General features: G+C 37.3%; 18 protein-coding genes. 11 read left to right on the forward strand and 7 right to left on the reverse strand.

The genetic code is table 11. The annotated features are described in order from the left end of the window. Positions 1–4: 4 nt before the first annotated feature. Positions 5–919, reverse strand: coding sequence for an ABC transporter ATP-binding protein (locus EGI31_RS15380; RefSeq protein WP_255038033.1), 915 nt, complete (start codon positions 917–919; stop codon positions 5–7). A 196-nt stretch (positions 920–1,115) separates the two neighbouring features. Here EGI31_RS15380 and EGI31_RS15385 point away from each other — a divergent pair, with 196 nt between their 5' ends. Next, complete coding sequence (locus EGI31_RS15385; RefSeq protein ID WP_255038035.1) at positions 1,116–3,695, forward strand: penicillin-binding protein 1A; 2,580 nt, start codon at positions 1,116–1,118, stop codon at positions 3,693–3,695. A gap of 6 nt (positions 3,696–3,701) precedes the next feature. Here the strand turns inward: EGI31_RS15385 and EGI31_RS15390 are convergent, their stop codons facing one another. The 3 genes from EGI31_RS15390 to EGI31_RS15400 are packed head-to-tail and all read right to left on the reverse strand — an operon-like array spanning position 3,702 to position 7,272. Further along, on the reverse strand, positions 3,702–4,403 hold the full coding sequence (locus EGI31_RS15390) for an SAM-dependent methyltransferase (protein WP_255038036.1): 702 nt from the start codon (positions 4,401–4,403) through the stop codon (positions 3,702–3,704). Next, positions 4,400–6,619, reverse strand: coding sequence for a DUF5916 domain-containing protein (locus tag EGI31_RS15395; RefSeq protein WP_255038037.1), 2,220 nt, complete (start codon positions 6,617–6,619; stop codon positions 4,400–4,402). The genes EGI31_RS15390 and EGI31_RS15395 overlap by 4 nt, the downstream gene beginning before the upstream one ends. Next, on the reverse strand, positions 6,616–7,272 hold the full coding sequence (locus EGI31_RS15400; RefSeq protein WP_255038038.1) for an HAD family hydrolase: 657 nt from the start codon (positions 7,270–7,272) through the stop codon (positions 6,616–6,618). Before EGI31_RS15400 ends, EGI31_RS15395 begins: the two co-directional genes overlap by 4 nt. 315 nt (positions 7,273–7,587) lie before the next feature. On the opposite strand from EGI31_RS15400, the gene uvrA reads away from it, so the two are divergent. The 8 genes from uvrA (at position 7,588) to EGI31_RS15440 (ending at position 15,603) form a co-directional block, all read left to right on the forward strand. Further along, on the forward strand, positions 7,588–10,443 hold the full coding sequence (gene uvrA, locus EGI31_RS15405; RefSeq protein WP_255038039.1) for an excinuclease ABC subunit UvrA: 2,856 nt from the start codon (positions 7,588–7,590) through the stop codon (positions 10,441–10,443). A gap of 4 nt (positions 10,444–10,447) precedes the next feature. Continuing rightward, a complete protein-coding gene (locus EGI31_RS15410; RefSeq protein ID WP_255038040.1) occupies positions 10,448–11,002 on the forward strand; it encodes a hypothetical protein in 555 nt (184 codons plus the stop codon). After that, a complete protein-coding gene (locus tag EGI31_RS15415; RefSeq protein WP_255038041.1) occupies positions 10,992–11,645 on the forward strand; it encodes a carotenoid biosynthesis protein in 654 nt (217 codons plus the stop codon). The genes EGI31_RS15410 and EGI31_RS15415 overlap by 11 nt, the downstream gene beginning before the upstream one ends. A gap of 11 nt (positions 11,646–11,656) precedes the next feature. Further along, positions 11,657–12,481 carry an amidohydrolase family protein gene (locus EGI31_RS15420; RefSeq protein WP_255038042.1) on the forward strand — a complete coding sequence of 275 codons (825 nt, stop codon included), beginning with the start codon at positions 11,657–11,659 and terminating at the stop codon, positions 12,479–12,481. A 125-nt stretch (positions 12,482–12,606) separates the two neighbouring features. After that, positions 12,607–12,840 carry a hypothetical protein gene (locus tag EGI31_RS15425; protein ID WP_255038043.1) on the forward strand — a complete coding sequence of 78 codons (234 nt, stop codon included), beginning with the start codon at positions 12,607–12,609 and terminating at the stop codon, positions 12,838–12,840. 1 nt (position 12,841) lies between these two features. Further along, positions 12,842–13,246 (forward strand): HNH endonuclease, encoded by a 405-nt coding sequence (locus EGI31_RS15430; RefSeq protein ID WP_255038044.1) that lies wholly within the window; start codon positions 12,842–12,844, stop codon positions 13,244–13,246. Positions 13,247–13,327: 81 nt separating this feature from the next. After that, the gene (locus EGI31_RS15435) at positions 13,328–14,536 is read left to right on the forward strand and encodes an acyl-CoA dehydrogenase family protein (protein ID WP_255038045.1); all 1,209 of its coding nucleotides are present in this window, start codon (positions 13,328–13,330) and stop codon (positions 14,534–14,536) included. Further along, positions 14,533–15,603, forward strand: a complete 1,071-nt coding sequence (locus EGI31_RS15440) for a phosphotransferase family protein (RefSeq protein ID WP_255038046.1) — start codon at positions 14,533–14,535, stop codon at positions 15,601–15,603. The genes EGI31_RS15435 and EGI31_RS15440 overlap by 4 nt, the downstream gene beginning before the upstream one ends. A 62-nt stretch (positions 15,604–15,665) precedes the next feature. Here EGI31_RS15440 and EGI31_RS15445 read toward each other — a convergent pair whose 3' ends face one another. From EGI31_RS15445 to EGI31_RS15455, 3 genes are all read right to left on the reverse strand, one after another. Beyond that, positions 15,666–16,703: a T9SS type A sorting domain-containing protein gene (locus tag EGI31_RS15445; RefSeq protein WP_255038047.1), complete on the reverse strand. Its 1,038-nt coding sequence runs from the start codon at positions 16,701–16,703 to the stop codon at positions 15,666–15,668. Positions 16,704–16,833: 130 nt separating this feature from the next. Then, a complete protein-coding gene (locus EGI31_RS15450) occupies positions 16,834–17,754 on the reverse strand; it encodes an alpha/beta hydrolase (RefSeq protein WP_255038048.1) in 921 nt (306 codons plus the stop codon). A 33-nt stretch (positions 17,755–17,787) separates the two neighbouring features. Then, positions 17,788–19,848, reverse strand: coding sequence for a CHU_0125 family OmpA-like outer membrane integrity protein (locus EGI31_RS15455; RefSeq protein ID WP_255038049.1), 2,061 nt, complete (start codon positions 19,846–19,848; stop codon positions 17,788–17,790). Between the two features lie 499 nt (positions 19,849–20,347). On the opposite strand from EGI31_RS15455, the gene rbp (EGI31_RS15460) reads away from it, so the two are divergent. Next, positions 20,348–20,620 (forward strand): RNA-binding regulator, encoded by a 273-nt coding sequence (gene rbp / locus EGI31_RS15460; protein WP_255038050.1) that lies wholly within the window; start codon positions 20,348–20,350, stop codon positions 20,618–20,620. Between the two features lie 377 nt (positions 20,621–20,997). After that, the gene (gene rbp, locus EGI31_RS15465) at positions 20,998–21,270 is read left to right on the forward strand and encodes an RNA-binding regulator (RefSeq protein ID WP_255038051.1); all 273 of its coding nucleotides are present in this window, start codon (positions 20,998–21,000) and stop codon (positions 21,268–21,270) included. Positions 21,271–21,303: the final 33 nt, after the last annotated feature.

A 21,303-nucleotide genomic window follows, 5' to 3' on the forward strand; every position in this document is an offset into this window, starting at 1 on the left:
ATTCTTAGTTTGATTCGTTTACGGCTTTTATAAATATCTCATTCATAGAGGCTACATCCTCTTTAAAAGATTTCACAGTCACTTTTTCAAGTATTTCTTTCAAGAGATCATTTCCAAATTTCCCGTCTGCGGCTTTCAGAACAGCAGTTTGGCTACCATCCATATTTTTCTGATTACTCAAAATATTGAAATTCAGGGCAGCATCTGCCATTTCACCTTCATAATTGAGTGTATAGGTGTTTGACTTGAACTGGTCCTTTATATCCAGCTTTTTACCTTCCAATACCTTTTTCGACTTATTTATCAGAGCTATGTAATCACAAAGTTCTTCTACTGATTCCATACGGTGAGTTGAAAAAATGATTGTGGAACCCTTTTCTTTTAGTTCTAAAATTTCGTCTTTTATTAAAGTAGCGTTAATTGGGTCAAAACCAGAAAATGGCTCATCCAAAATAATCAATTTAGGCTGGTGAAGTACCGTAGCCACAAACTGAATCTTTTGCTGCATACCTTTGGAAAGGTCTTCTATGGGCTTGTCCCACCAAGTCTTGATGTCGAACTTTATAAACCATTCTTTCAGCTTGTCCATCGCAGCATCTTTACTTAGCCCTTTTAGCCTCGCCAAGTACAAAAGTTGTTCACCAACCTTCATTTTCTTGTATAATCCGCGGTCCTCGGGCAAATAACCAATCTCGTAGATGTTTTTTTCGTTAAGAGGAACACCGTTGAAAAGCACCCTTCCGGCATCTGGGGCGGTTATTTGGTTGACAATTCTAATCAGTGAGGTTTTACCGGCCCCGTTTGGTCCCAAAAGACCATAAATAACACCTTTGGGCACTGTAAGACTTACATCGTCCAATGCTCGGTGGTTGGCATAGTTTTTTACAACATTATGAATCTCCAGAATATTATCTGACATAGCATTTGTTTTTTCTTCAAAATTACCTGAAAAAAAACAAAAGTTCAGAAATTTGTTTGAAAGGCTTTTTTCGTGAACGAGTGGACAAAATTTACTTCGATTGTTGTTTTTTATTTTTGTTTTAACATAAAACATCTATTTTTGGCTAAAATGAATAATTCATATTCTAAATTTGCGTTCCGTATAAAATCTAAAAATGGAGTTTATCAAAACTATAGTTGACAAAATAAAATTGGTGTTGGCATTCTTTTCTGACAAGCTGAATGTAGCTGGGGAGCTTTTTGAGCTGCTTTTGCACAAAATTTTTGGAAAAGAAAGAGTTCGTAATTCAAAGAATTACTTAGTTACCAAAAGAGAATCCATCAGAAAATCACTTTATGGCCACCTAAATCCCGATGGTGCCTACTATTCTGTTTTGAAAGGTTTGTATAAATGGACTTATAACATTGGTTTCGGAATAATTTTTTATATTTTTCTTATAAAAACCAATTTCCTTTGGTTGACAGGCGGTATGCCAAGTGTGGAGCAACTTCAAAATCCTAAACTATCGCAAGCCTCAACCATATACTACGCAGACGGCGAAATAATGGGCAAGTTTTTCACTGAAAACCGCTCACCAGTTGATAGTTCGGCTATATCACCTTGGGTTTTCAAAGCCTTGATAGCAACCGAAGACAAACGTTTTTTTGAACATTCGGGAATCGACCTAAGAAGAATGGTTGGAGTAGCCAAAGGTATAGTTACAGGTAATTCAGACTCGGGTGGTGGGAGTACCATATCGCAGCAGTTGGCTAAAAACCTATACAACACACGTAAAAAGGAGATGCGTGGTTTACTTTACTACATTCCTTTAGTGAAAACTCTGGTATATAAAACCAAAGAATGGCTAACAGCGATTCAGCTCGAAAAGCGTTTTACGAAAGGAGAAATAGCCACAATGTACTTAAATACAGTAGATTATGGCAACAATGCCTTTGGAATAAAAACAGCTGCAAAGACTTATTTTAACAAAACCCCAGATGCCTTGAACGTTTCTGAGGCTGCGGTTTTGGTTGGTTTGCAAAAAGCTACGACGTATTACAACCCCATTCGTAACCCAAAAAACTCTAAGAAAAGAAGAAATACGGTATTTCAGAGATTGGTACAAAATGGAGATTTAGACCCCAAAGAGGCTGAAAAACTTGCAGAAAAAGATATCAAACTTGATGTAAATATTGAGGATTCTTATGAAGGTCAAGGAAACTACTTTAAAGGAACACTAGCAAAGTTTATTGATAGCTGGTCTGAAAAAAACGATCTTGGAATAGACATTAACAGAGATGGATTGAGAATTTATACCACTATTGATTCGAAAATGCAGACCTATGCTGAAAACGCCGTGACTCAGCATATGAAAATGCTTCAGAAAGAATTTAATGCACAGTGGAAAGATAAAAACCCTTGGACCTATGAAAACGGTGAGGAAATACCCAATTTTATAGAGGCAGTGGCCAAAAGAGAAAAAATATATAAGCAACTGGCCATCAAGTATAACAACAATGAAGATTCTATAAACTTCTACATGAACAAACCCATACCCATGAATGTTTTCAGCTGGGAGGGTAACAAAAAGCAATTAATGAGTCCTATGGACTCTATCAGATATTACAAAAAATTTCTTCAGGCTGGCATGATGGCATTTGATCCCTATTCGGGTTTTATAAAGGCTTGGGTAGGTGGTATAGACTTTGACCATTTCAAATACGACCACGTAAAACAAGGCAGAAGACAACCTGGCTCATCTTTTAAGCCTATAGTTTATACCGCAGCAATAGACGGCCCTTTGAATCTATCACCTTGCGATAGACGTCAAGATAAAGAAATAGAGATGAAATGGAAGGAAAACGGTGTAGAGAAATCCTACAAACCTAAAAATGCTAACGGAAGATTTTCCAATAGTAATATGACCCTCCGAACAGCCATTGCAAGATCCGTTAATTCTGTAGCCGTTCAACTTACCAACGAAATAAAACCAAGCAAAGTAGTAGAATATGCAAAAAAAATGGGCATTACTTCTCCACTTGACCCTGTGGTTTCACTAGGCTTAGGTAGCTCCGATGTATCGCTTTACGAAATGGTGGCAGCATACGGTATTTTCTTAAATGAAGGCATGTACAGAGAGCCAATATTTGTATTTAAAATTGAAGACGCCTCAGGAAAGGTATTGTTCGAGTTTGAACCCAAAACACATGAAGCCATAAGACCTGAATCAGCCTACTTGATGCAATATATGTTAAGAGGAAATGTGGAAGAGCCCGGTGGAACAGGAGCCAGAATGTTTAATTACAGTGAATTATTCAAAAATGGCGGTCAGGTTGCTGGTAAAACAGGAACGACTTCTAATAACTCCGATGCTTGGTATGTGGGCTTTACCAAAGACCTTGTCGGGGGTGTTTGGGTAGGTGGTGATGACCGAAGTATCCATTTTAGAGGTGGTCTAGGCGAAGGTAGTAAGTCTGCCCTACCGATATTCGGAATGTTTATGAACAAAGTTTACGCCGACAAATCGCTTGGCTATAGCCCAGGGCCATTTCCCAAACCAAGTGTAAAAATAGAAAAAGACTACTTAAGTTGTTACTCATACGTTAAACGAGACACTAGTGCATTGGATAGTACATCCGGCAGTGCTAGTTTAGACTCTGTAGAACGTTTTAGAAATAGATTTAATGTAGACTCCAATATCAATCTAGACAGAATAAATAGTAGGCGAATAAAGCCTGACTCAATCAAGCAATAATTGACTTTAATATATCAAAAATATCGCAGGCCTCTTGTTTAAATCCGGGAGGCCTTTTCTTTTCCAAGATTCAACACTTTGTGTTTTAATGTACTCCGTTTCGGCAGTAATGTCAGCAGCAATACACAGTCTAGTATTTGGGTTGAGGTTATTAACAATAGCGGCAAGCATCTGATTATTTCTATAGGGTGTCTCCATAAAAATCTGTGTCTGCTTTTTCTGAAGTGCTTCTCTCTCAAGTGAACGTAGTTTTTTTGCTCTTTCATCGTCTTTAATGGGCAAATAGCCGTTAAAAGCAAAAGATTGGCCATTAAAACCAGAAGCCATCAATGCCAAAAGAATGGAATTGGGCCCTACCAAAGGCTTGACTTGTAAGCCTAATTGATGAGCAACTTCGACCACCAAAGCACCAGGATCGGCCACACCAGCACAACCCGCCTCCGAGATAATCCCTGCATCTTGGTCAAGTTCGCTCAATATTCCGAAAAGCTCTTCAAAATCTGAGTTTTGATTGATTTCTATAAACCTCAAATCGTCAATTACGATTCCGGCCTTCAAAGAAGAGATAAACCTACGGGTGGTTTTGATATTTTCTACAAAAAACACCTTGATGGTCTTCATGGCCTCCAAAGCGTATGGAGTTAGCACAGACTGATGAGAATTTTCAGCCAAAAGCATGGGTAAAAGAAAAATATCAGGTCGTTTCATAGGCTTAGCCAGTAAGTAAGTTTTGCGAAAAGTGCTCTGTTTTTTGGAAGCCAAATTTCAGAATTGTAATTGTCAGAATATACCAAGAAAAAGTCAGAAACTGGGGCAAACCGCCACTGAAGTCTTGAGTTGACGTTAAGGTTTTTGAACTGAGAGTTGTACTGTACATAATTGGTCCAAAACAGCTTTTTACTCATCGTGAAATCTATATTGGGTCCAATGACATACACCTTATTATTACCTGTAGAAAGTTTAATGTCGTTATAAGAATAATTCAAGGCAACCAAGCCGTAAGGTTGAAAACGGTAATTGAGATTACCGGACATAGAAATAATTCTGCCGTCGTAATATTGACCAAGCAAAGGATTGAAATTGAGAGCAATAGTTTTGCGTTGATCCGTCACAAAGTTGGCATCAATCGTATAATATTTGTACCTATTACCAGCCAATAATCTTGGCATTTTATTATTACTTCTTAACGCATCAAAATCTTTAAACAAATAGGTATAATTTTGACTAAACGTCGTGAGTAGTCTTGTGGTATTCTGAAACACAAGCAATACAAAAGGCCCAGCTTTGCGGTCGGTCACACCAATACCCTTGCTTTCGTATTGGTCATAATTTAAACCAAAACTATATCTGTTTAAGACTTTAGATTTAGGAAAAAAGTTAAAACCGAAGGTTGGGTTAAAATGGAAGAAGTTGCCTCTCGGTACAAAACCAGCTTCGGCGTTGAATCCTTTTCCAAGATAATCGTGCGACCATTTGGCTATGAATTTTCGCGTATTATAATTGAGCAAAAGTCCTGTGGCAAAAGGATTCTCTTGTTGAATTCTATCGAAAGAATGGTGATAAAACAATTTCCCAATCCATTTATTATTAGTTGATTGCAGATTATATTCCAGACCTCCTACCCTATTAAAGCCACTAACAGACTCGCTATTTGGGTCGAATTTATTCACAAAAATAGCGGCAATATTAGATCGCTGAAAAACCCTTTTCTGTAAGGCAAATACCGTGAAATTCTCAGCTTCTATTCCCTTTTCTTCGTCTTCGGCCGTTTGACTATTGAGTATTCCTACACGCCAAGTGTCTCCTATTTTACCGCTCAATCGAGCACCGTAGTTTATTCGGCTCTGCACATTTACACCAGTAGAGGTATCCAAGCCAATACCAATATTTCTTGAAAAAAACGGACTATAAAGCTGATTTCCAACTATCAAAGTTCCTGTGGGCGGTAAGAATGGATTGGTAATCAAACTTCCAAAACCAGTAAATAAATCTGAATTTTCTATAAAAAACTGCCGCTGTTCTGGTAGGTTCACATCAAACCGTGTTAGGTTAACTACTTGCCTATCAGCCTCCACATTAGAAAAGTCAGGATTTATGGTTAAGTCCAAATTCAAACCAGACGTCACTCCTATTTTGGCATCCAATCCGATTCCAGATTTGTAAATTGTGGCGGGGTCTTTGGCCTCAAAATCTTTAGATACTTTACTGGCTATGTAAGGAATAAGGGCCACGTTTGCTCCATTTTTTCTTAGAGGCCTTTCGAATTTTATTGGTATGGTATACCCTAAACTCATAATAATTTGATTCTGTGGCATTTTCACGAGCGAAGTCTGCTCATTGGTTTGAGTATCAAATCTATAAGCCTTAAAAAACCATAACTGCGAACCCTCTTTGAATCTCAAAGTTGAAAAAGGTATAACTGATTCGGAAATCCAAGCATCATCGGCAATATAGGAGTTTGATTTCCATTTATTGTCCCAAAATATATTCAAAAAGCTATTGTCACTGGCTGCGTTGAACATCAAACCTTCACGCATAACACCGTAGGGGTTGGTTCCGAACATAAAACCGTTGGTATGGTCGGCAAAAGTGTCAAAACAAAAAGTGATGTTATCGTTACCTCCGGCTCTAAAGTCTCTTCGTAATGATGGAATAATGTAGTTTTTCGCCTTCGAATACATCTTGGCCGAAATGTACAGATTCTTATCGTCGTAGAACATCCTTATCTCCGTGTCATTCACAGCCAGGCCCGAGTCGCTGGGAAAATACTGCCTGAAATTTTTAAGAACCTCTGCTTTTTGCCATGCTTCCTCGTCTAACTTTCCATCAATATTTATGGTCTGGTTAATGTATTTTACCTCATAACCACCTTGTCCGAATGCAAAAGAACCCCCAAAAAGCAATAAAAATAAAAATCTTATCATTTAAGAAGATTTAAAACTGTCTCAACATCTATTTCGGTGTAATCTTGAATGTACGCACTGCATGGAGGTAGCTCTTCTTTGGTATGCGAACTCAACACACCCACTACTTTCATACCTGCATTTAAGCCTGCAGAAACGCCTGAAAATGAATCCTCAAAGACCAAACAGTTTTCGGGAGCAGCACCTAAATTTTGAGCCGAAGTCAGATAAACCTCTGGATGAGGCTTGTGATGACTCACGTTTTCTGAAGCCATTATGGACTCCATGCTTTCTTCAAAACCCAAGAATCCCATTATCAAATCAAGATTGGCCCTTGGTGCAGACGTAGCTACACCTGTTTTCAGACCAGCTTCTTTCAACGAAGCCAAAAATGGAAGAAAGTTAGGAATAGTGACGATATGGTTGGCGTAAATCTCACGGAAAAGAGATTCTTTTTCAAACTCTAAATCCAAAAACTCTTGTCCAACAATTTCTCTTCCAAGAAAATGTTTCAAAATGTAGCTATTGCTTTTTCCATACATGTGCTGGGCAAATTCCTCCTCTGTCGGAAATAGATTTCGCTTACCAAAAAAAGACTTAAAAGCTAAACTATGGTAGGGATTGGTATGGCAAATCACACCATCCATGTCAAAAATTACAGCGGCTTGGTTCATACTTCAAAATTAATGGAAATACTTCAAAACCAGTTTTTTGTTCGACAAAATAATAAGTTTAGGAGCTAAAAAGGGCAAACAAATATTAGATTTCTGCAATTTTCAAAAAACTCCCTCAGGGCATTTGTTAGAATATCTTGATATCTTTTTTAGAAAATTATAATTTAAACTTTTGCTATTCCTTTGAGTTAAAATTGTGATTAGGAGGTTGAGTTTGAAATTCAAAAGACATTTTAGCTATTAAAGAGCTTTTTTGCTAAGAATATTATCAAACTCAAGCGAGTATTTTCCTCGAAAACCCATTATTTTTGCTAAATGAAAAAAAGCGATTCTGCAGTAGATATTAAAGACATTGATTCCCTCGACCCGAAACAGTATATCATCATAAAAGGTGCTCGGGTAAATAACCTCAAAAATGTTAGCGTAGCCATTAAAAGGAATACTTTAACGGTCATTACGGGGCTTTCGGGAAGTGGAAAATCCTCCTTGGCTTTTGACACACTTTATGCTGAAGGTCAAAGAATGTACGTGGAAAGTTTGAGTTCCTACGCTCGCCAGTTTTTGGGAAGAATGGAAAAACCCGAGGTGGACTACATTAAAGGAATTTCGCCTGCGATTGCCATAGAACAAAAGGTTGGTTCAAAAAACCCTCGTTCAACTGTAGGAACTACCACTGAGATCTACGATTACTTTAAATTGCTATTTGCAAGAATCGGTGTGACCTACTCCCCCAAAAGTGGTGAAGCAGTAAGAAAAGACAGTGTCTCTGACGTGGTCAACTTTGCTTTTACTTATCCAGAAAACACTAAAGTAATTATACTCAGTCCGCTCAAAACCAAAGAAAATCGTGATGTTTTGGAGGAATTATTGCTTCACCTCAAAAAAGGCTTTACCAGAATAATGGTAAAAGACGAGGTGGTGTTGATTGAGGATTTTTTAGAACTTGCCGATAAGAAAAAAGTAAAAGCCTCAGACGTTAAAATACTGATAGATAGAGCAGTTGTACATTTCGACGAAAATAACAATCCCGAGGAAGACACCCAATATAGAATTTCAGACTCCGTTCAAACGGCGTTTTTTGAAGGAGAAGGCGATTGCGAGGTTCAGATTATTTCAGAAGATGGCAAAGTTTCGAAATCATTTTCAGATCGATTCGAATTAGACGGAATGCTTTTCGAGGAGCCAACCGTAAATTTGTTTACTTTCAATAACCCCTACGGTGCATGTAAACGCTGTGAAGGCTTTGGAAATGTCTTGGGTTTAGATCCTGAATTGGTTTTTCCTGACAAAAATCTTTCTGTATTTGAAGGTGCCATAGCACCATGGAGAAGCGAAAAAATGAACGAATATTTGATGCCCTTAGTAAGAAAAGGTATTCAATTCGATTTTCCGATACATAGAGCCATAAAAGACCTCACCGAGGAACAATATCGCCTATTATGGACTGGAAACGAGTACTTTATGGGCTTAGATGACTTCTTTAGATTTCTTGAAGAACAGACCTATAAAATACAATATCGCGTGATGTTGTCGAGATATAGAGGCCGTACTACCTGTCCAGATTGTCGAGGATCAAGACTCAGAAAAGACGCTTCTTATGTTAAAATCGGCGGCAAATCAATAATTGACTTGGTACTCATGCCCATTTCCACCGTTTCTGAGTTTTTCAAAAACCTAGAAATTACGGAATATGAGCAGAAAGTTGCCAAAAGAATTCTGATAGAAATAAATAACCGACTCGACTTCATGCAAAGAGTTGGCCTTGGATACTTGACACTCAATAGATTAGCCAACTCGCTTTCGGGCGGTGAAACGCAAAGAATCAGACTCGCCACCTCTTTGGGTAGTTCGTTGGTGGGCTCTATGTATATTTTGGATGAGCCGAGTATTGGTCTTCACCCGAGAGATACACAACGCTTGGTAAGTGTTTTGGAATCTTTGAAGGCCCTTGGAAATACTGTGATTGTGGTTGAACACGAAGAAGAAGTGATGCGAGCTTCTGACGAAATTATAGATATTGGCCCCGACGCAGGAAATTTGGGCGGACATTTGGTGTTTCAGGGAGCTTGGAATGGTCAAAAAGTAGAGAAATCTGACAGCCATACGTTGAACTTTCTGAGTGGAATAGATAAAATAGAAATCCCAAAACATAGAAGAAAATTTTTGGATTTTATATCGGTTAATGGAGCTTCTGAAAACAACCTGAAAAACGTAGATGTAAAAATTCCATTGGGAGTTTTGGCAGTAGTTACAGGCGTTAGTGGCTCTGGCAAATCGACTTTGATTCGGAAAATACTTTATCCTGCCCTCGCAAAGCTCAAAGGCGAATATGGTGACGATGTTGGTAAATATAGTGATATTACCGGAAGTCTGAGCCGAATAACGCAGATAGAAATGGTTGACCAGAATCCAATCGGAAAATCAAGCCGTTCAAATCCAGTTACTTATATCAAAGCTTATGATACCTTGCGTGCCTTGATGGCAGAGCAGCCATTGTCAAAAACACGTGACTACAAGCCTGCTCATTTCTCGTTCAACGTTGAAGGTGGAAGATGCGAAGCCTGCCAAGGCGAGGGACATCAGACGATAGAAATGCAGTTTATGGCTGACGTAAAACTAACATGCGAGAGTTGCCAAGGACGAAGATTCAAAAAAGAAGTTTTGGAAGTCAAATACAATGACAAAGACATTGCCGAAATATTGGACATGACGGTTGATGAGGCCGTAGATTTTTTCAAGAATAGTCAGGCCAAAATTGCCGATAAGATTCAGCCGTTGCAAGATGTTGGTCTGGGTTATATCAAGCTCGGCCAGGCTTCTAACACGCTTTCGGGAGGAGAAGCTCAAAGAGTTAAGCTGGCGTTTTTTCTTGGAAAAGGAAATGCAGACAAAGGTAAAACACTATTCATTTTTGACGAACCGACCACAGGCTTACACTTTCACGACATCAAGAAGTTGCTTAAAGCCATGAATGCACTTGTTGACCAAGGTGATAGCGTCATTATCATTGAACACAACATGGAAGTAATAAAAAGCTCCGACTGGATCATTGATCTAGGCCCAGAAGGCGGCGATGCTGGTGGCTATGTGTGTTTCGAGGGTACTCCTGAAGAAATGGTAAAAATCGAAGGTAACTACACCGCAGATTTCTTGAAAGAAAAGTTGGCTTAACGAAATGAAAACGCCCTTGGTCTTCAAGCTGATTCTTTTGCTAGTATTAGCGTGGCGTTTGATAATTACCAACCAGAAATCAACCAAACCTTCTGAAAAAGGTTACATTAATCTTTGGGATTTGTCGGTAAATGAGTTCCGAAAACCCAATCCTGAAATAGAACCGCGAGAGGCCATTAAAAGGTTTTACAGAGATTTCGTTAGAGAAAACTCAAATCAAAATCAATTGTACTTTCTATGTTTTTTAGCTAATAAACTACAAAAACACTATAGTAAAAGAGGAATTTTTCGATTTTTTTGGTACGACCAGCACCTTGTGGTAGCATTCTTTCAGTCTTTGCATTTACTAAAGTTGGAGAACGAAAGGAAATGTTTTGCAAAAATTCTAACAAACCTAAATACCGATAGTTTTAGAAAAGTAATGAATAACGAAATACCAGAGTCAAATGCTTTTTTGGAAACGAATCAGGATTTTGACCAATTTTACCTCGAATTTGATCAAATGTTTGATTTCGGTAAATATTGTGAGACTTTAGTAAACCAATTTTATGCTGATTAAAAATACCCGTGCCATCATATACTTACAAGCCTCCATGTATCTGGCGGGCATAATTGGTCTAAGTATATCTTCAACACAAGCTTTTTTCCAATTGTTGACACCATTTCACCTATTGTCCTCATTTATTTTCTTGATTATAACTCAAGACAAACGAAATACTGCCTTTTGGCAATTTGTACTTACGGCCGTTTCATTGGGTTATTTCGTTGAAGTTTTGGGAGTAAAAACGCAAATGATTTTTGGAGCCTATCAATATCAGACAACTTTAGGTTTTAAAATCTTTGAAGTGCCACCTATGATTGGTATAAATTGGTTTCTTATGGTTTTCTGTGCAGGAGTATTGATAGATCAAACTTTTAAATCAGACAAAAACATAATTCTAAAATCTACATTCGGAGCTACCATATTAACTATTTTTGACTACATAGCCGAGCCAGTAGCAATAGACCAAAACATGTGGACTTGGACTTTTGGAGTGCCACCATTGCAAAACTATATTGCTTGGTTCTTGGTAGCATTTGTCTTGCTTTTCGCTTTTTTCCGACTAAAATTCACGAAAAATAATCCACTTGCTATTGCACTATTCATCTTTCAGTTAATATTCTTTGGAGTACTCAGATTTTTGATATATTTACAAGGTTAAACACCTTAAATATGAAAATTGATGCTCACCAGCATTTTTGGAATTATGATTCTGAAAACTATTCCTGGATTGACAACAGCATGTCCAAAATCCAAAAAGATTTCTTACCAGCAGACCTAAAACCCATATTAGACAAAAATCAAATTGACGGATGCGTTTTGGTTCAAGTAAATCAAACCGAAGACGAAACCACGTATTTTAATTCTCTGGCTGAGCAGAATGACTTCATTAAAGGAGTAGTAGGTTGGACAGATTTGCTTTCAAAGGATTTAACAGCTCATCTTGAAGATTACTCAAAATACCCTAAAATCAAGGGTTTCAGACACATTGTGCAAGGAGAGCCCGTTGGATTTATGCAAAATCCTGATTTCGTAGCTGGAGTTCAAGAATTGGCCAAGTATAACTTCACTTACGACATTTTGATTTATCCAACGCAACTAAAAGACGCCAAATATTTGATTAAACAATGCCCGGACAATAAATTCATTATAGACCATCTGGCTAAACCTTATATAAAAGAACAAAAAATAAGTCAGTGGGGAAACTACATGCAGAAACTGGGTGAAATGCCTAACGTCTATTGCAAAATTTCAGGAATGGTTACCGAGGCCGATTGGCAAAATTGGAAGAAAGAGGACTTTTATATTTACCTAGACGTAGCCTTAAATAGCTTTGGAATTGATAGACTTGTCTATGGTTCTGACTGGCCCGTTTGTCTCGTAGCAGCAGAATATGAGGAACAATTAGATATAGTTAAGAGCTACTTTCAAAAACTTAGTCTCACGGAGCAAGACAAAATATTTGGCGGAAATGCAGTGAGATTTTATCGGTTGTAAGGATTATTCAAAGGTTAGGACTTTACATTCTAAAAATTAAATATAGTTTGTAAAACGATAAATAATAATTTACATTTACAAAAGGTAATACCTGCAAAAAAAGCAGGTTTAAATGCAATAGAGTAATGGTTAAAGAATCATCCGTATTAAACGAAATTTCAAATTTTATTGCTGGTATGAATCCAGAAAAAGTTATAAATTTCAAAGCGTCTGACTCGTCTCAAGATCGGTTAGAGTTCCTTTTATCCAAACAAAAAAAAGAATCACTTTTGGAGGAAGAAAAAACTGAGCTGGAACACTATTTGATTATTAATAGAATAGTAGGTCTTGCAAAAGCTCGAGCGTTGAAAATGTTGTAAAATGCGAAAGTCACTATCCCAAGCCACAAAAGTTTTTGTTGCAGAGAGGGCAAACTACAGGTGTGAATACTGTTTAATTTCTGAGAATCTTTCCTTCTACAAATTTCAAATTGAGCATATAATTAGCATAAAACATGATGGTGACGACCAAAGGGAGAACTTAGCATACTGTTGTCCTGAATGCAACTACTCCAAAGGAACTGACATCGGAACCTTCATTCACAATAAATTAACTCGTTTTTTTAACCCTCGAACAGATAATTGGATGGACCATTTTACTATAAAAAATGGTGAAATAATTGGAAAAACGGATATTGGTAAAGCAACTGTTAATATCTTGAAGTTTAATCAAATAGATCGCCTTATTTTTAGAAATCAATTAATTTCAATGGATTTATACTTCTAAATTGGATTCTTTCCTTTTACCAAAGCTAAGATTTGCCACCCACTAAAACCATTTAAATTTACTTTTCATCAAAACAAAACTATGAATAATATCTTCGAAACACCCAAAATAAAAGAGCTAATACCTAAAATTAAACAGTTTTTAAAAAAGCATCTTTATGAACTGGAAACGCCTGAAAACCTAAATGGGCTATTCTCAAAAATAGAACCTCTACTCTTAGAAAAACGAGAATTAGTGAAAAAAGAAGGCCTTTTTGGTTTACACCTTTCGGAGGAAGAGGGTGGAAAGGGCCTTTCTCTCTGTGAATTTGGACAAATTTCAGAAGTTTTGGCTTATTCACCTTTTGGTCATTTTGTTTTCAATACTCAAGCTCCTGATATCGGGAATACCGAATTATTGCACAAATATGCCTCTAAAGAACTCAAACACAAATACTTAAAACCGTTGCAAGAGGGTAAAATCAGAAGTTGTTTTAGCATGACTGAACCTGAATTTGCAGGTTCAAATCCCGTAATGATGGGTACAACTGCCATAAAAGATGGCTCAGATTATATAATAAATGGTCATAAATGGTTCACATCTTCAGCCGATGGGGCAGCTTTTGCCGTGGTAATGGCTGTAACAAATCCAGAAGCGGCTCCACATCAAAGAGCGAGTCAAATAATTGTTCCTTTGGATACGCCCGGATATGAATTTATCAGAAACATTCCAATCATGGGTCATGCGGGCGATGGATGGGCAAGCCATGCCGAGGTAAAATACAACAATGTCAGAGTCCCACAGACCAATTTGGTGGGTGAAGAAGGAAGTGGATTCAAACTCGCACAAGAACGCCTAGGACCAGGTCGGATTCACCACTGCATGCGGTTTATCGGCATTGCACAACGCAGTTTTGACCTCATGTGTCATTATGCTCTCAAAAGAAAAATAACAGATGATAAAACTCTCGGTCATCAGCAGTTTATACATGGTTTTATTGCCGAGTCCAAAGCAGAAATTGATTCTACTCGCCTTCTGGTACTCAATACAGCCAAAAACATTGACGAATTTGGAGCATCCGCTTGTCGTGACGAGATTTCAGCAATCAAATTCCATACTGCCAACATGATGTTGCGGGTAGTGGACAGAGCCATTCAAGTACACGGTGGCCTTGGAATGACCAACGACGTTGTTTTATCGTATTGGTATGCCCACGAACGAGCCTCAAGGATATATGACGGAGCTGATGAGGTGCATAAGTCAGCCTTGGCAAAAAATATTCTTAAAAACTTTAATCCGGTTTCATTATGATTTCAGACGAAGCTAAAGAAATAAGAACCGGAGAAGAAATTGACATATCGTCTCTAGAGTTTTTTTTGAACCAAAACATAGAGCATTTCGGCAAAATAACTGGCATAAAGCAATTTCCTGGAGGGTACTCTAACTTAACCTACCTGATTCTGACCGAAAACAAAAACTACGTACTACGCAAACCGCCCAAAGGTGCAAAAGCGATCAAAGGAGGGCACAATATGCATCGAGAGTACGAAATATTAGAAAGTTTGACAAAAGCAGGCTTTGACAAAATACCAAAACCGATATTTTACACTGGTGACGAATCAGTATTAGGCAGTGAATTTTACTTAATGCAAAAACTAGAAGGTACAATTCTAAGAAATTCCGAATTTAAGAAACAAAAAGAGTTTCTAAATCCTGAATTAATGGCAAAGTTGTCCCAACAAATATGCGAAACACAGGCAGAATTACACAAAATTAAGATAGAAAACACCCCACTTCAGAACATTGGAAAACCAGATGGGTATATTGCGAGGCAGGTAACAGGATGGCATGATAGGTATCTGAATGCAAAAACTGACGATATAGAAACGGAGTTATTGGTTTTCAATTGGCTCACCGAAAATATGCCAGTTGAAATAAAACCAACACTGTTGCACAACGATTTTAAATATGACAACGTAATATTTGACATAGAAAATCAAAAGATATTGGCGATTCTGGATTGGGAAATGGCAACCATTGGTGATCCAAGAATGGATATTGGAACTAGCCTCTCCTATTGGTGTGAAGCTGGAGATGGTGATTTTGAGAAAAACTTTAACCTGAGTTGGCTTCCGGGGAATTACACCAGAGAAGAATATGTGGCACATTATCAAAAAATAAATCCAGAACTCGATTTATCAAATATTCTTTACTTTTATGTTTTTGGTTTATTCAAAAATGCCATCATCATTCAGCAGATATATGCCCGATACAAACGTGGCCTTACGGATGATATGAGATTTGCCAATCTGATTCTCGGAGTGAAGGCCCTCATGCTAAAATCTTACAATTCTATTCTGGAAAACAGAATGCTTTAACAGAACCATATAGACACAAAAAAAGGGGCTTAAAGCCCCTTTTCAATATCGTCCTAACAAAATTATCTGTTCAATATCAAGCTTTGAGTCATAGCCTCTGTGCCATTGATTACTCTCACGGTTAGGTTAGTTGTAACCATACCTTGTGGTAGAGTGTAGGCTTTTCTAAGTTGCTTAACCGTACCATCCATTTTCATAACCACTCTACCATCTTGGTTAGTAATATCCACCGAAATGTTGTCAGTGTCTCTCATACCCGTTAATTTCAGGTTGAACTCACCTTGTGTTGGGTTTGGCCATACCCCGATTTCTTTAGTTATGTTTCTACCCTTTCCTGAGGTAAACATAGCACCTTCTTTGCTGGCACTCGAAACAGCCATTCTACTGTTGTCTTTTACCCAAACTCCACCTTTAAGATAGGCAACATCTGAATTGTCATTCAATTTAACATCAACTGTATTGTTATCAGTAGATTTCAACACCCAATATTCTGTTTGGTTGATTTCTTCTACATCATAATCCAATTCAGAAGCCACTTCTAGCGGATTTCTAGCAATATATTGGGCTTCAAGAGCATTTCCTGACATTTTGCTCACTTGGAAACTTTTTAAACTTGAGCCATCGCCTACAGGAAATTCAAAAGAACTGTTACCTGTCTTTTTAACAGAACCAGAAACGTGCGACAAATCGCTTGCTCCATTATGAATAGCATGGTCTCCCAATTCCAATGCAGAACCGTTATTACTTGAAACGATGCCTTTTCTAAATGAAACCTCCTCAGAAACAGAAACTGGAGTTTGAAGATTCACATCATTCTCAACAGCCACTTTTGACATTTCTGCCATTTGAGTACCTGAAATAGTTTGTGGAGTTGTTCCATCAACCACAACTTCACCTTTAGAAACTAATTTTGCATTGTTTTTAAGGTCACCTTTTAGATGCACTTTACCATTGTTAGTGATTTCACCCGTGTTGGTAACATCAGTTCCGAAACTTACCAAGGCTCCTTCGCTAATGTGAATTTTTGTAGAGTTAACCACCTGAGCAGATACAGAGCTAACAATTAGTCCTAGGCCGATTGATAGTATTACTTTTTTCATATATTTTTTTATTTATTTCTAAATCCTGAGATAAAATTACTTTTAAAGAAACACAATTAAAAGCATTGAATTCATTTTTTATTAAATGGTGAACGTGCTTGAAATTAAATTCATACCAAAAATAATACCTTTAATTCATAAAACCATTCAAACGCATCCATTCTTCGAGTCGGGCTGGCCAAATGGCCACAGGGCCTTTATTGGTTTTCTTCATTGAAAATCCATGTCCACCTCTATCGTAAAGGTGCATTTCTGAAGCTACTCCATTCTTTCTTAGTGCTTTATAATAATTTAAGCTATTATCCACATGAACCCAGTCGTCGAAAGCATGAACCAAAAAGGCAGGCGGAGTATCCTTATTCACCTGCAGTTCATTAGAATAAGATTCTATTTTAGCAACCGGAGGATTTTTACCAATTAGATTGTCCCTAGAACCCATATGACTAATTTTATCAGAAAAAGAAACCACTGGATACATCAAAATAGTAAAATCGGGTCTTACACTTATTTGAGGATTGGTTATTTCACCTATCTGATTAGAAAAATGCGTTGAAGCCGTAGCAGCCAAATGCCCACCAGCTGAGAAACCCATTATCCCTATTTTATTGGCACTCACCCCAAACTTCTCTGCATTTTGCCTGATATACCTAATAGACTGCTGAGCATCTTGAAGTGGTCTAACTTCCGCATTCTCAAAAAGTTCGTCTTGGGGTAGTCTATATTTCAAAACAAAAGCAGTAACTCCTTTACTTGCAAACCACTCCCCTATGCTCGTGCCCTCATGATCCCAAGCCAATATGGCATAACCTCCTCCTGGACAAACTATAACAGAAGCGTCAGAAGTTTTCTTTTTGGGCTTTATAACTGTAAGCGTTGGCACTGTGATGTCATTTATTCTGGTGATGCCATCTTTTTCTTTCACAACATTCTCCTTTTTCGATACCGCCTCGGGCTTCAAACCAGGGGAATTACCTTCATATAGAGGAATAATAGGATATTGTGCTAAGAGTGTTTGACTTACCAACATTAGTGCAAATAGTTTTTTCTTCATTTTTATAGGGTTGAATAATTAAAAGATCAATGACTATTCTTGGGCTATTTCCAAGACTTTGAATTCTGTCCTACGATTTATCTGGTGCTCCTCTTCGTTTTTGGCTTCTTGAATAATCAATTCAGTCTCACCATACCCTTTGGCAGTAAGTCTTTCTTTAGAAATTCCTTTTATGGCCAAGTAATTAATTACTGACTCAGCACGACGTTGTGACAGTCTGCTATTGTACAAATCAGACCCTCGTGTATCGGTGTGAGAGCCCAGTTCAATTTTAATGAGGGGATTGTCCTTTAATATCTGGACCAATTTATCCAATTCAACTGCGGCGTCGGCTCTGATATCGAATTTATCGAGATCATAATAGATATTTTCAAGCCTAAATGTTTTACCAACAAAAAGCTTCTCAAGATTTATTTCTGTTTGGAAAGTAGTATCGGTTACCGCTTTTTTAAGTAGAGGATATGGAATACTTCTGCCATACATTGAAAAACCTTCTCTTTTAGTTAGATAAGTGCTTTTTTCGACCAAAATCACATAATCCTCATCTTCCTCCATTTTTACTGGGCCAAACTTTCCATTTTGTGTAAAAATCTCAGCAAAATCAGACTCTACCCCTCCATCCAGCTTATAAATTCTTACCAAAGCGGAGTCTATGGAGACTTTATCGCTCTTCACCATACCCTCCAAGTAATAGTTGGCGATTTTCTGAGACTTAGAATTTGGATTATTCGGGTCGTTTTTATTGACATTATTTGGATTATTCGGATCGTTGGGGTCATCTACTTTCGCGACTTCATCAACAGGCTTAGGTGGGGCCAAATAATAATAGATGTCGTCATTTCCTTTTCCACCAGCTCTGTTGGAAGTGAAAAATATATTTCCAGCATCGTCCGAAGAATAACCAAAGTCGTCCATAGAGCTATTGTAAGGCAATCCCAGATTTTCAACTGTAGTTTTACCACCAGACCTAACTGCAACAAATATGTCTAACTTTCCAAGACCAGGATGTCCATCAGAAGCAAAAAACAATTTACCGTCAGCAGATACAAAAGGAAACATTTCGTCTCCGGCAGTATTGATGGCTTTTCCCATATTAGCTGGGTTACCAAAACGGCCAGAGGCGTCCATATTTACCCTATAAATATCTAATCCACCACTTCCTCCGGCACGATTCGAACTAAAATAGATGGTTTTTCCGTCTCTAGAAAATGCTGGGGAGCCATCCCATGCAGAAGAATCCGAAGCCGAAACGAGCTTTGGTTCTGTCCAACCTTCGTTTGGAACATTCCTGCTTATGTACAAATCCACATCAGGAGATATATCCTTACGCTTACCTGAATTTCCTCTTGCGAAAATCATTATTTTTCCGTCCGGAGAAAATGTTGGCGTCCCTTCGTTTCTGTCGGGATCAAGAATATTTTTACTCAATGGCTCAGCTGGTCCAACAGTGCTAAAATCTGCAGAAACCTTGGATTGATATATTCCTAGAAAAGGGAGACCATTAGAATAGACTTTGTCTTTTTTCGAGGCTGAATAAATAAAATAACCGTCTTTCACAATTCCCGAAAACTCTATATTCTCCGTATTGATGGCCGATAAATTCTTAAATTCAAGTTCTGACTTTTTGGTCTTAATGTCAGATATTAGCAAAAGGGTGTTCAATTCCCTCAGTGCACGTTCGTTTAAGACTTTATTTGTTGATTTTGAATCAATGTATTTTTGAAAGGAAACCTTGGCTTTGTCATACTCTTCGTTGGCTTTAAGGGCGTAGGCATAATAAAAACTCGCATCATTGTTCACAAAACCAGCCTCAAAAGCCTTCTCATAAAATGGAATAGATTCTACCCAACGATTGGACAAACGATAGGCTTCAGCAATTTTAAAGTTCAATTCACCTTTCTTTGATTCTTCTATTTCCTTTACTTTTGAAAATTCCTTTATAGCAATATCATAATAGCCGCTTTCGAAACTGGTCAGACCTTTTTTATAACTCTTCAACTGAGCTTGCCCAAGAAATGAGGATAATATCAGAACAGTAAGTAAGGTGTATCTCAAAATAAAAGTCTTAGATGGTATAGAATGTATCGAAAACATATTTGTTAAGGTTATTTTCTGATTTGAAACAAATATAAAACGCCTTTGGCTTTTTATTGTTGTAAATACGTAGATTTTGACCAAAAAGGAAAGAATTAAAGACAATATCTTTAGCCTATAAATTTGAAATTTCGAAGTAAATAAGAAGTTATGGCAATTTGCGTCTACTAATATTGATGCAAATCAGCATAAGCTCAAAAAATATAACAATTTAAATTGAAGTGTAAATATTTTCAAAATCTATAAAAAGGTATCAAAGAATAGCCGAAAGTAGATGGATTCCGCCGTCCTTACTTCATTTCTTACTAATTTTCAATAAGTTAAATTATTGTTAACAGCAAAGTATTTTCTAGATTCATTAGGTTGGCAAGATAATTGTCCCTACTTTTACAAATAGTTCGAGTTTTTATTTCGTTTGCACATTTTGGGTTCAGTTTTGTTACTTTGATTTTGCTGCGTTGTTTTAGCTCTTTTTTTTAATTTATTTAATATTTTTATTATGAACATTTTCGCAGCAAAATTGAATTACGACACTACTGACGAAACTTTACAAGCCGCTTTCGAAGAATTCGGAGAAGTTGATTCAGCAAAGGTTATCATGGACAAATTTACAGGCCGTTCTAAAGGCTTTGGATTTGTTGAAATGTCTAACGACGCAGAAGCAAGAAACGCTATCAATGCATTGAACGACTCAGAATTAGACGGTCGTACTATCGTTGTTAAGGTAGCTGAGCCAAAAGGCGACAGACCACAAAGAAGAGAGAGATATTAATTCTCATTTTCAGATAGAAAAAAAGCCTTTCCAACGAAAGGCTTTTTTTATGCCCAATTTTTTGAAACACTCCTTTAAAAATAAATAGAATCTTATTTCTTCTTCAAATAAGTATATTCCAATTCTTATTCATTGCATTTATATTTAATACTTTGATAAAATAAACTTCATTCAAAACCCACAAAATAAAGATTCGATTAAAAATTGGACATTTTGGGCTTATTATTAGAAAATAAATTTGGAAATAAAATATTTTATTATACATTTGAACCGATTTCGAGTTTTTTCTTCGTTTGTCTGAATGGTTTTCTTTTTTGATTTATCGTTTTGCTACGTTGTTTTAGCTCTTTTTTCTTAATTTTTTAATTTTTATTTAAATGAACATTTTCGTAGCAAAATTGAATTACGACACATCAGATGACACTTTATTAGCAGCATTTGAAGAATTTGGAACTGTAGATTCAGCAAAAATTATTTTTGACAAATTTACAGGACGCTCTAAAGGATTTGGTTTCGTTGAAATGCCAAACGACAGCGAGGCTAAAAACGCAATCAGCTCTTTGAACGAAACAGAATTAGACGGACGTACCATTGTAGTTAAAGTAGCTGAACCAAAAGGCGAAAGACCACAAAGAAGAGAAAGATATTAATTGCTCTAATGCAAATCAAAAAAGCCCTCCACT

It is taken from the genome of Lacihabitans soyangensis (assembly GCF_024343775.1).
Taxonomy (GTDB): domain Bacteria; phylum Bacteroidota; class Bacteroidia; order Cytophagales; family Spirosomataceae; genus Leadbetterella; species Leadbetterella soyangensis.

What these genes read in the sequence shown, in the direction of transcription:
- EGI31_RS15420 (WP_255038042.1), top strand. Translation starts at nt 11,657, where the DNA reads ATGAAAATTGATGCTCACCAGCATTTTTGGAATTATGATTCTGAAAAC.
- EGI31_RS15445 (WP_255038047.1), bottom strand. Translation starts at nt 16,703, where the DNA reads ATGAAAAAAGTAATACTATCAATCGGCCTAGGACTAATTGTTAGCTCT.
- EGI31_RS15380 (WP_255038033.1), bottom strand. Translation starts at nt 919, where the DNA reads ATGTCAGATAATATTCTGGAGATTCATAATGTTGTAAAAAACTATGCC.
- EGI31_RS15435 (WP_255038045.1), top strand. Translation starts at nt 13,328, where the DNA reads ATGAATAATATCTTCGAAACACCCAAAATAAAAGAGCTAATACCTAAA.
- EGI31_RS15385 (WP_255038035.1), top strand. Translation starts at nt 1,116, where the DNA reads ATGGAGTTTATCAAAACTATAGTTGACAAAATAAAATTGGTGTTGGCA.
- EGI31_RS15440 (WP_255038046.1), top strand. Translation starts at nt 14,533, where the DNA reads ATGATTTCAGACGAAGCTAAAGAAATAAGAACCGGAGAAGAAATTGAC.
- rbp (WP_255038050.1), top strand. Translation starts at nt 20,348, where the DNA reads ATGAACATTTTCGCAGCAAAATTGAATTACGACACTACTGACGAAACT.
- EGI31_RS15425 (WP_255038043.1), top strand. Translation starts at nt 12,607, where the DNA reads ATGGTTAAAGAATCATCCGTATTAAACGAAATTTCAAATTTTATTGCT.
- uvrA (WP_255038039.1), top strand. Translation starts at nt 7,588, where the DNA reads ATGAAAAAAAGCGATTCTGCAGTAGATATTAAAGACATTGATTCCCTC.
- EGI31_RS15390 (WP_255038036.1), bottom strand. Translation starts at nt 4,403, where the DNA reads ATGAAACGACCTGATATTTTTCTTTTACCCATGCTTTTGGCTGAAAAT.
- rbp (WP_255038051.1), top strand. Translation starts at nt 20,998, where the DNA reads ATGAACATTTTCGTAGCAAAATTGAATTACGACACATCAGATGACACT.
- EGI31_RS15415 (WP_255038041.1), top strand. Translation starts at nt 10,992, where the DNA reads ATGCTGATTAAAAATACCCGTGCCATCATATACTTACAAGCCTCCATG.
- EGI31_RS15395 (WP_255038037.1), bottom strand. Translation starts at nt 6,619, where the DNA reads ATGATAAGATTTTTATTTTTATTGCTTTTTGGGGGTTCTTTTGCATTC.
- EGI31_RS15450 (WP_255038048.1), bottom strand. Translation starts at nt 17,754, where the DNA reads ATGAAGAAAAAACTATTTGCACTAATGTTGGTAAGTCAAACACTCTTA.
- EGI31_RS15410 (WP_255038040.1), top strand. Translation starts at nt 10,448, where the DNA reads ATGAAAACGCCCTTGGTCTTCAAGCTGATTCTTTTGCTAGTATTAGCG.
- EGI31_RS15400 (WP_255038038.1), bottom strand. Translation starts at nt 7,272, where the DNA reads ATGAACCAAGCCGCTGTAATTTTTGACATGGATGGTGTGATTTGCCAT.
- EGI31_RS15455 (WP_255038049.1), bottom strand. Translation starts at nt 19,848, where the DNA reads ATGTTTTCGATACATTCTATACCATCTAAGACTTTTATTTTGAGATAC.
- EGI31_RS15430 (WP_255038044.1), top strand. Translation starts at nt 12,842, where the DNA reads ATGCGAAAGTCACTATCCCAAGCCACAAAAGTTTTTGTTGCAGAGAGG.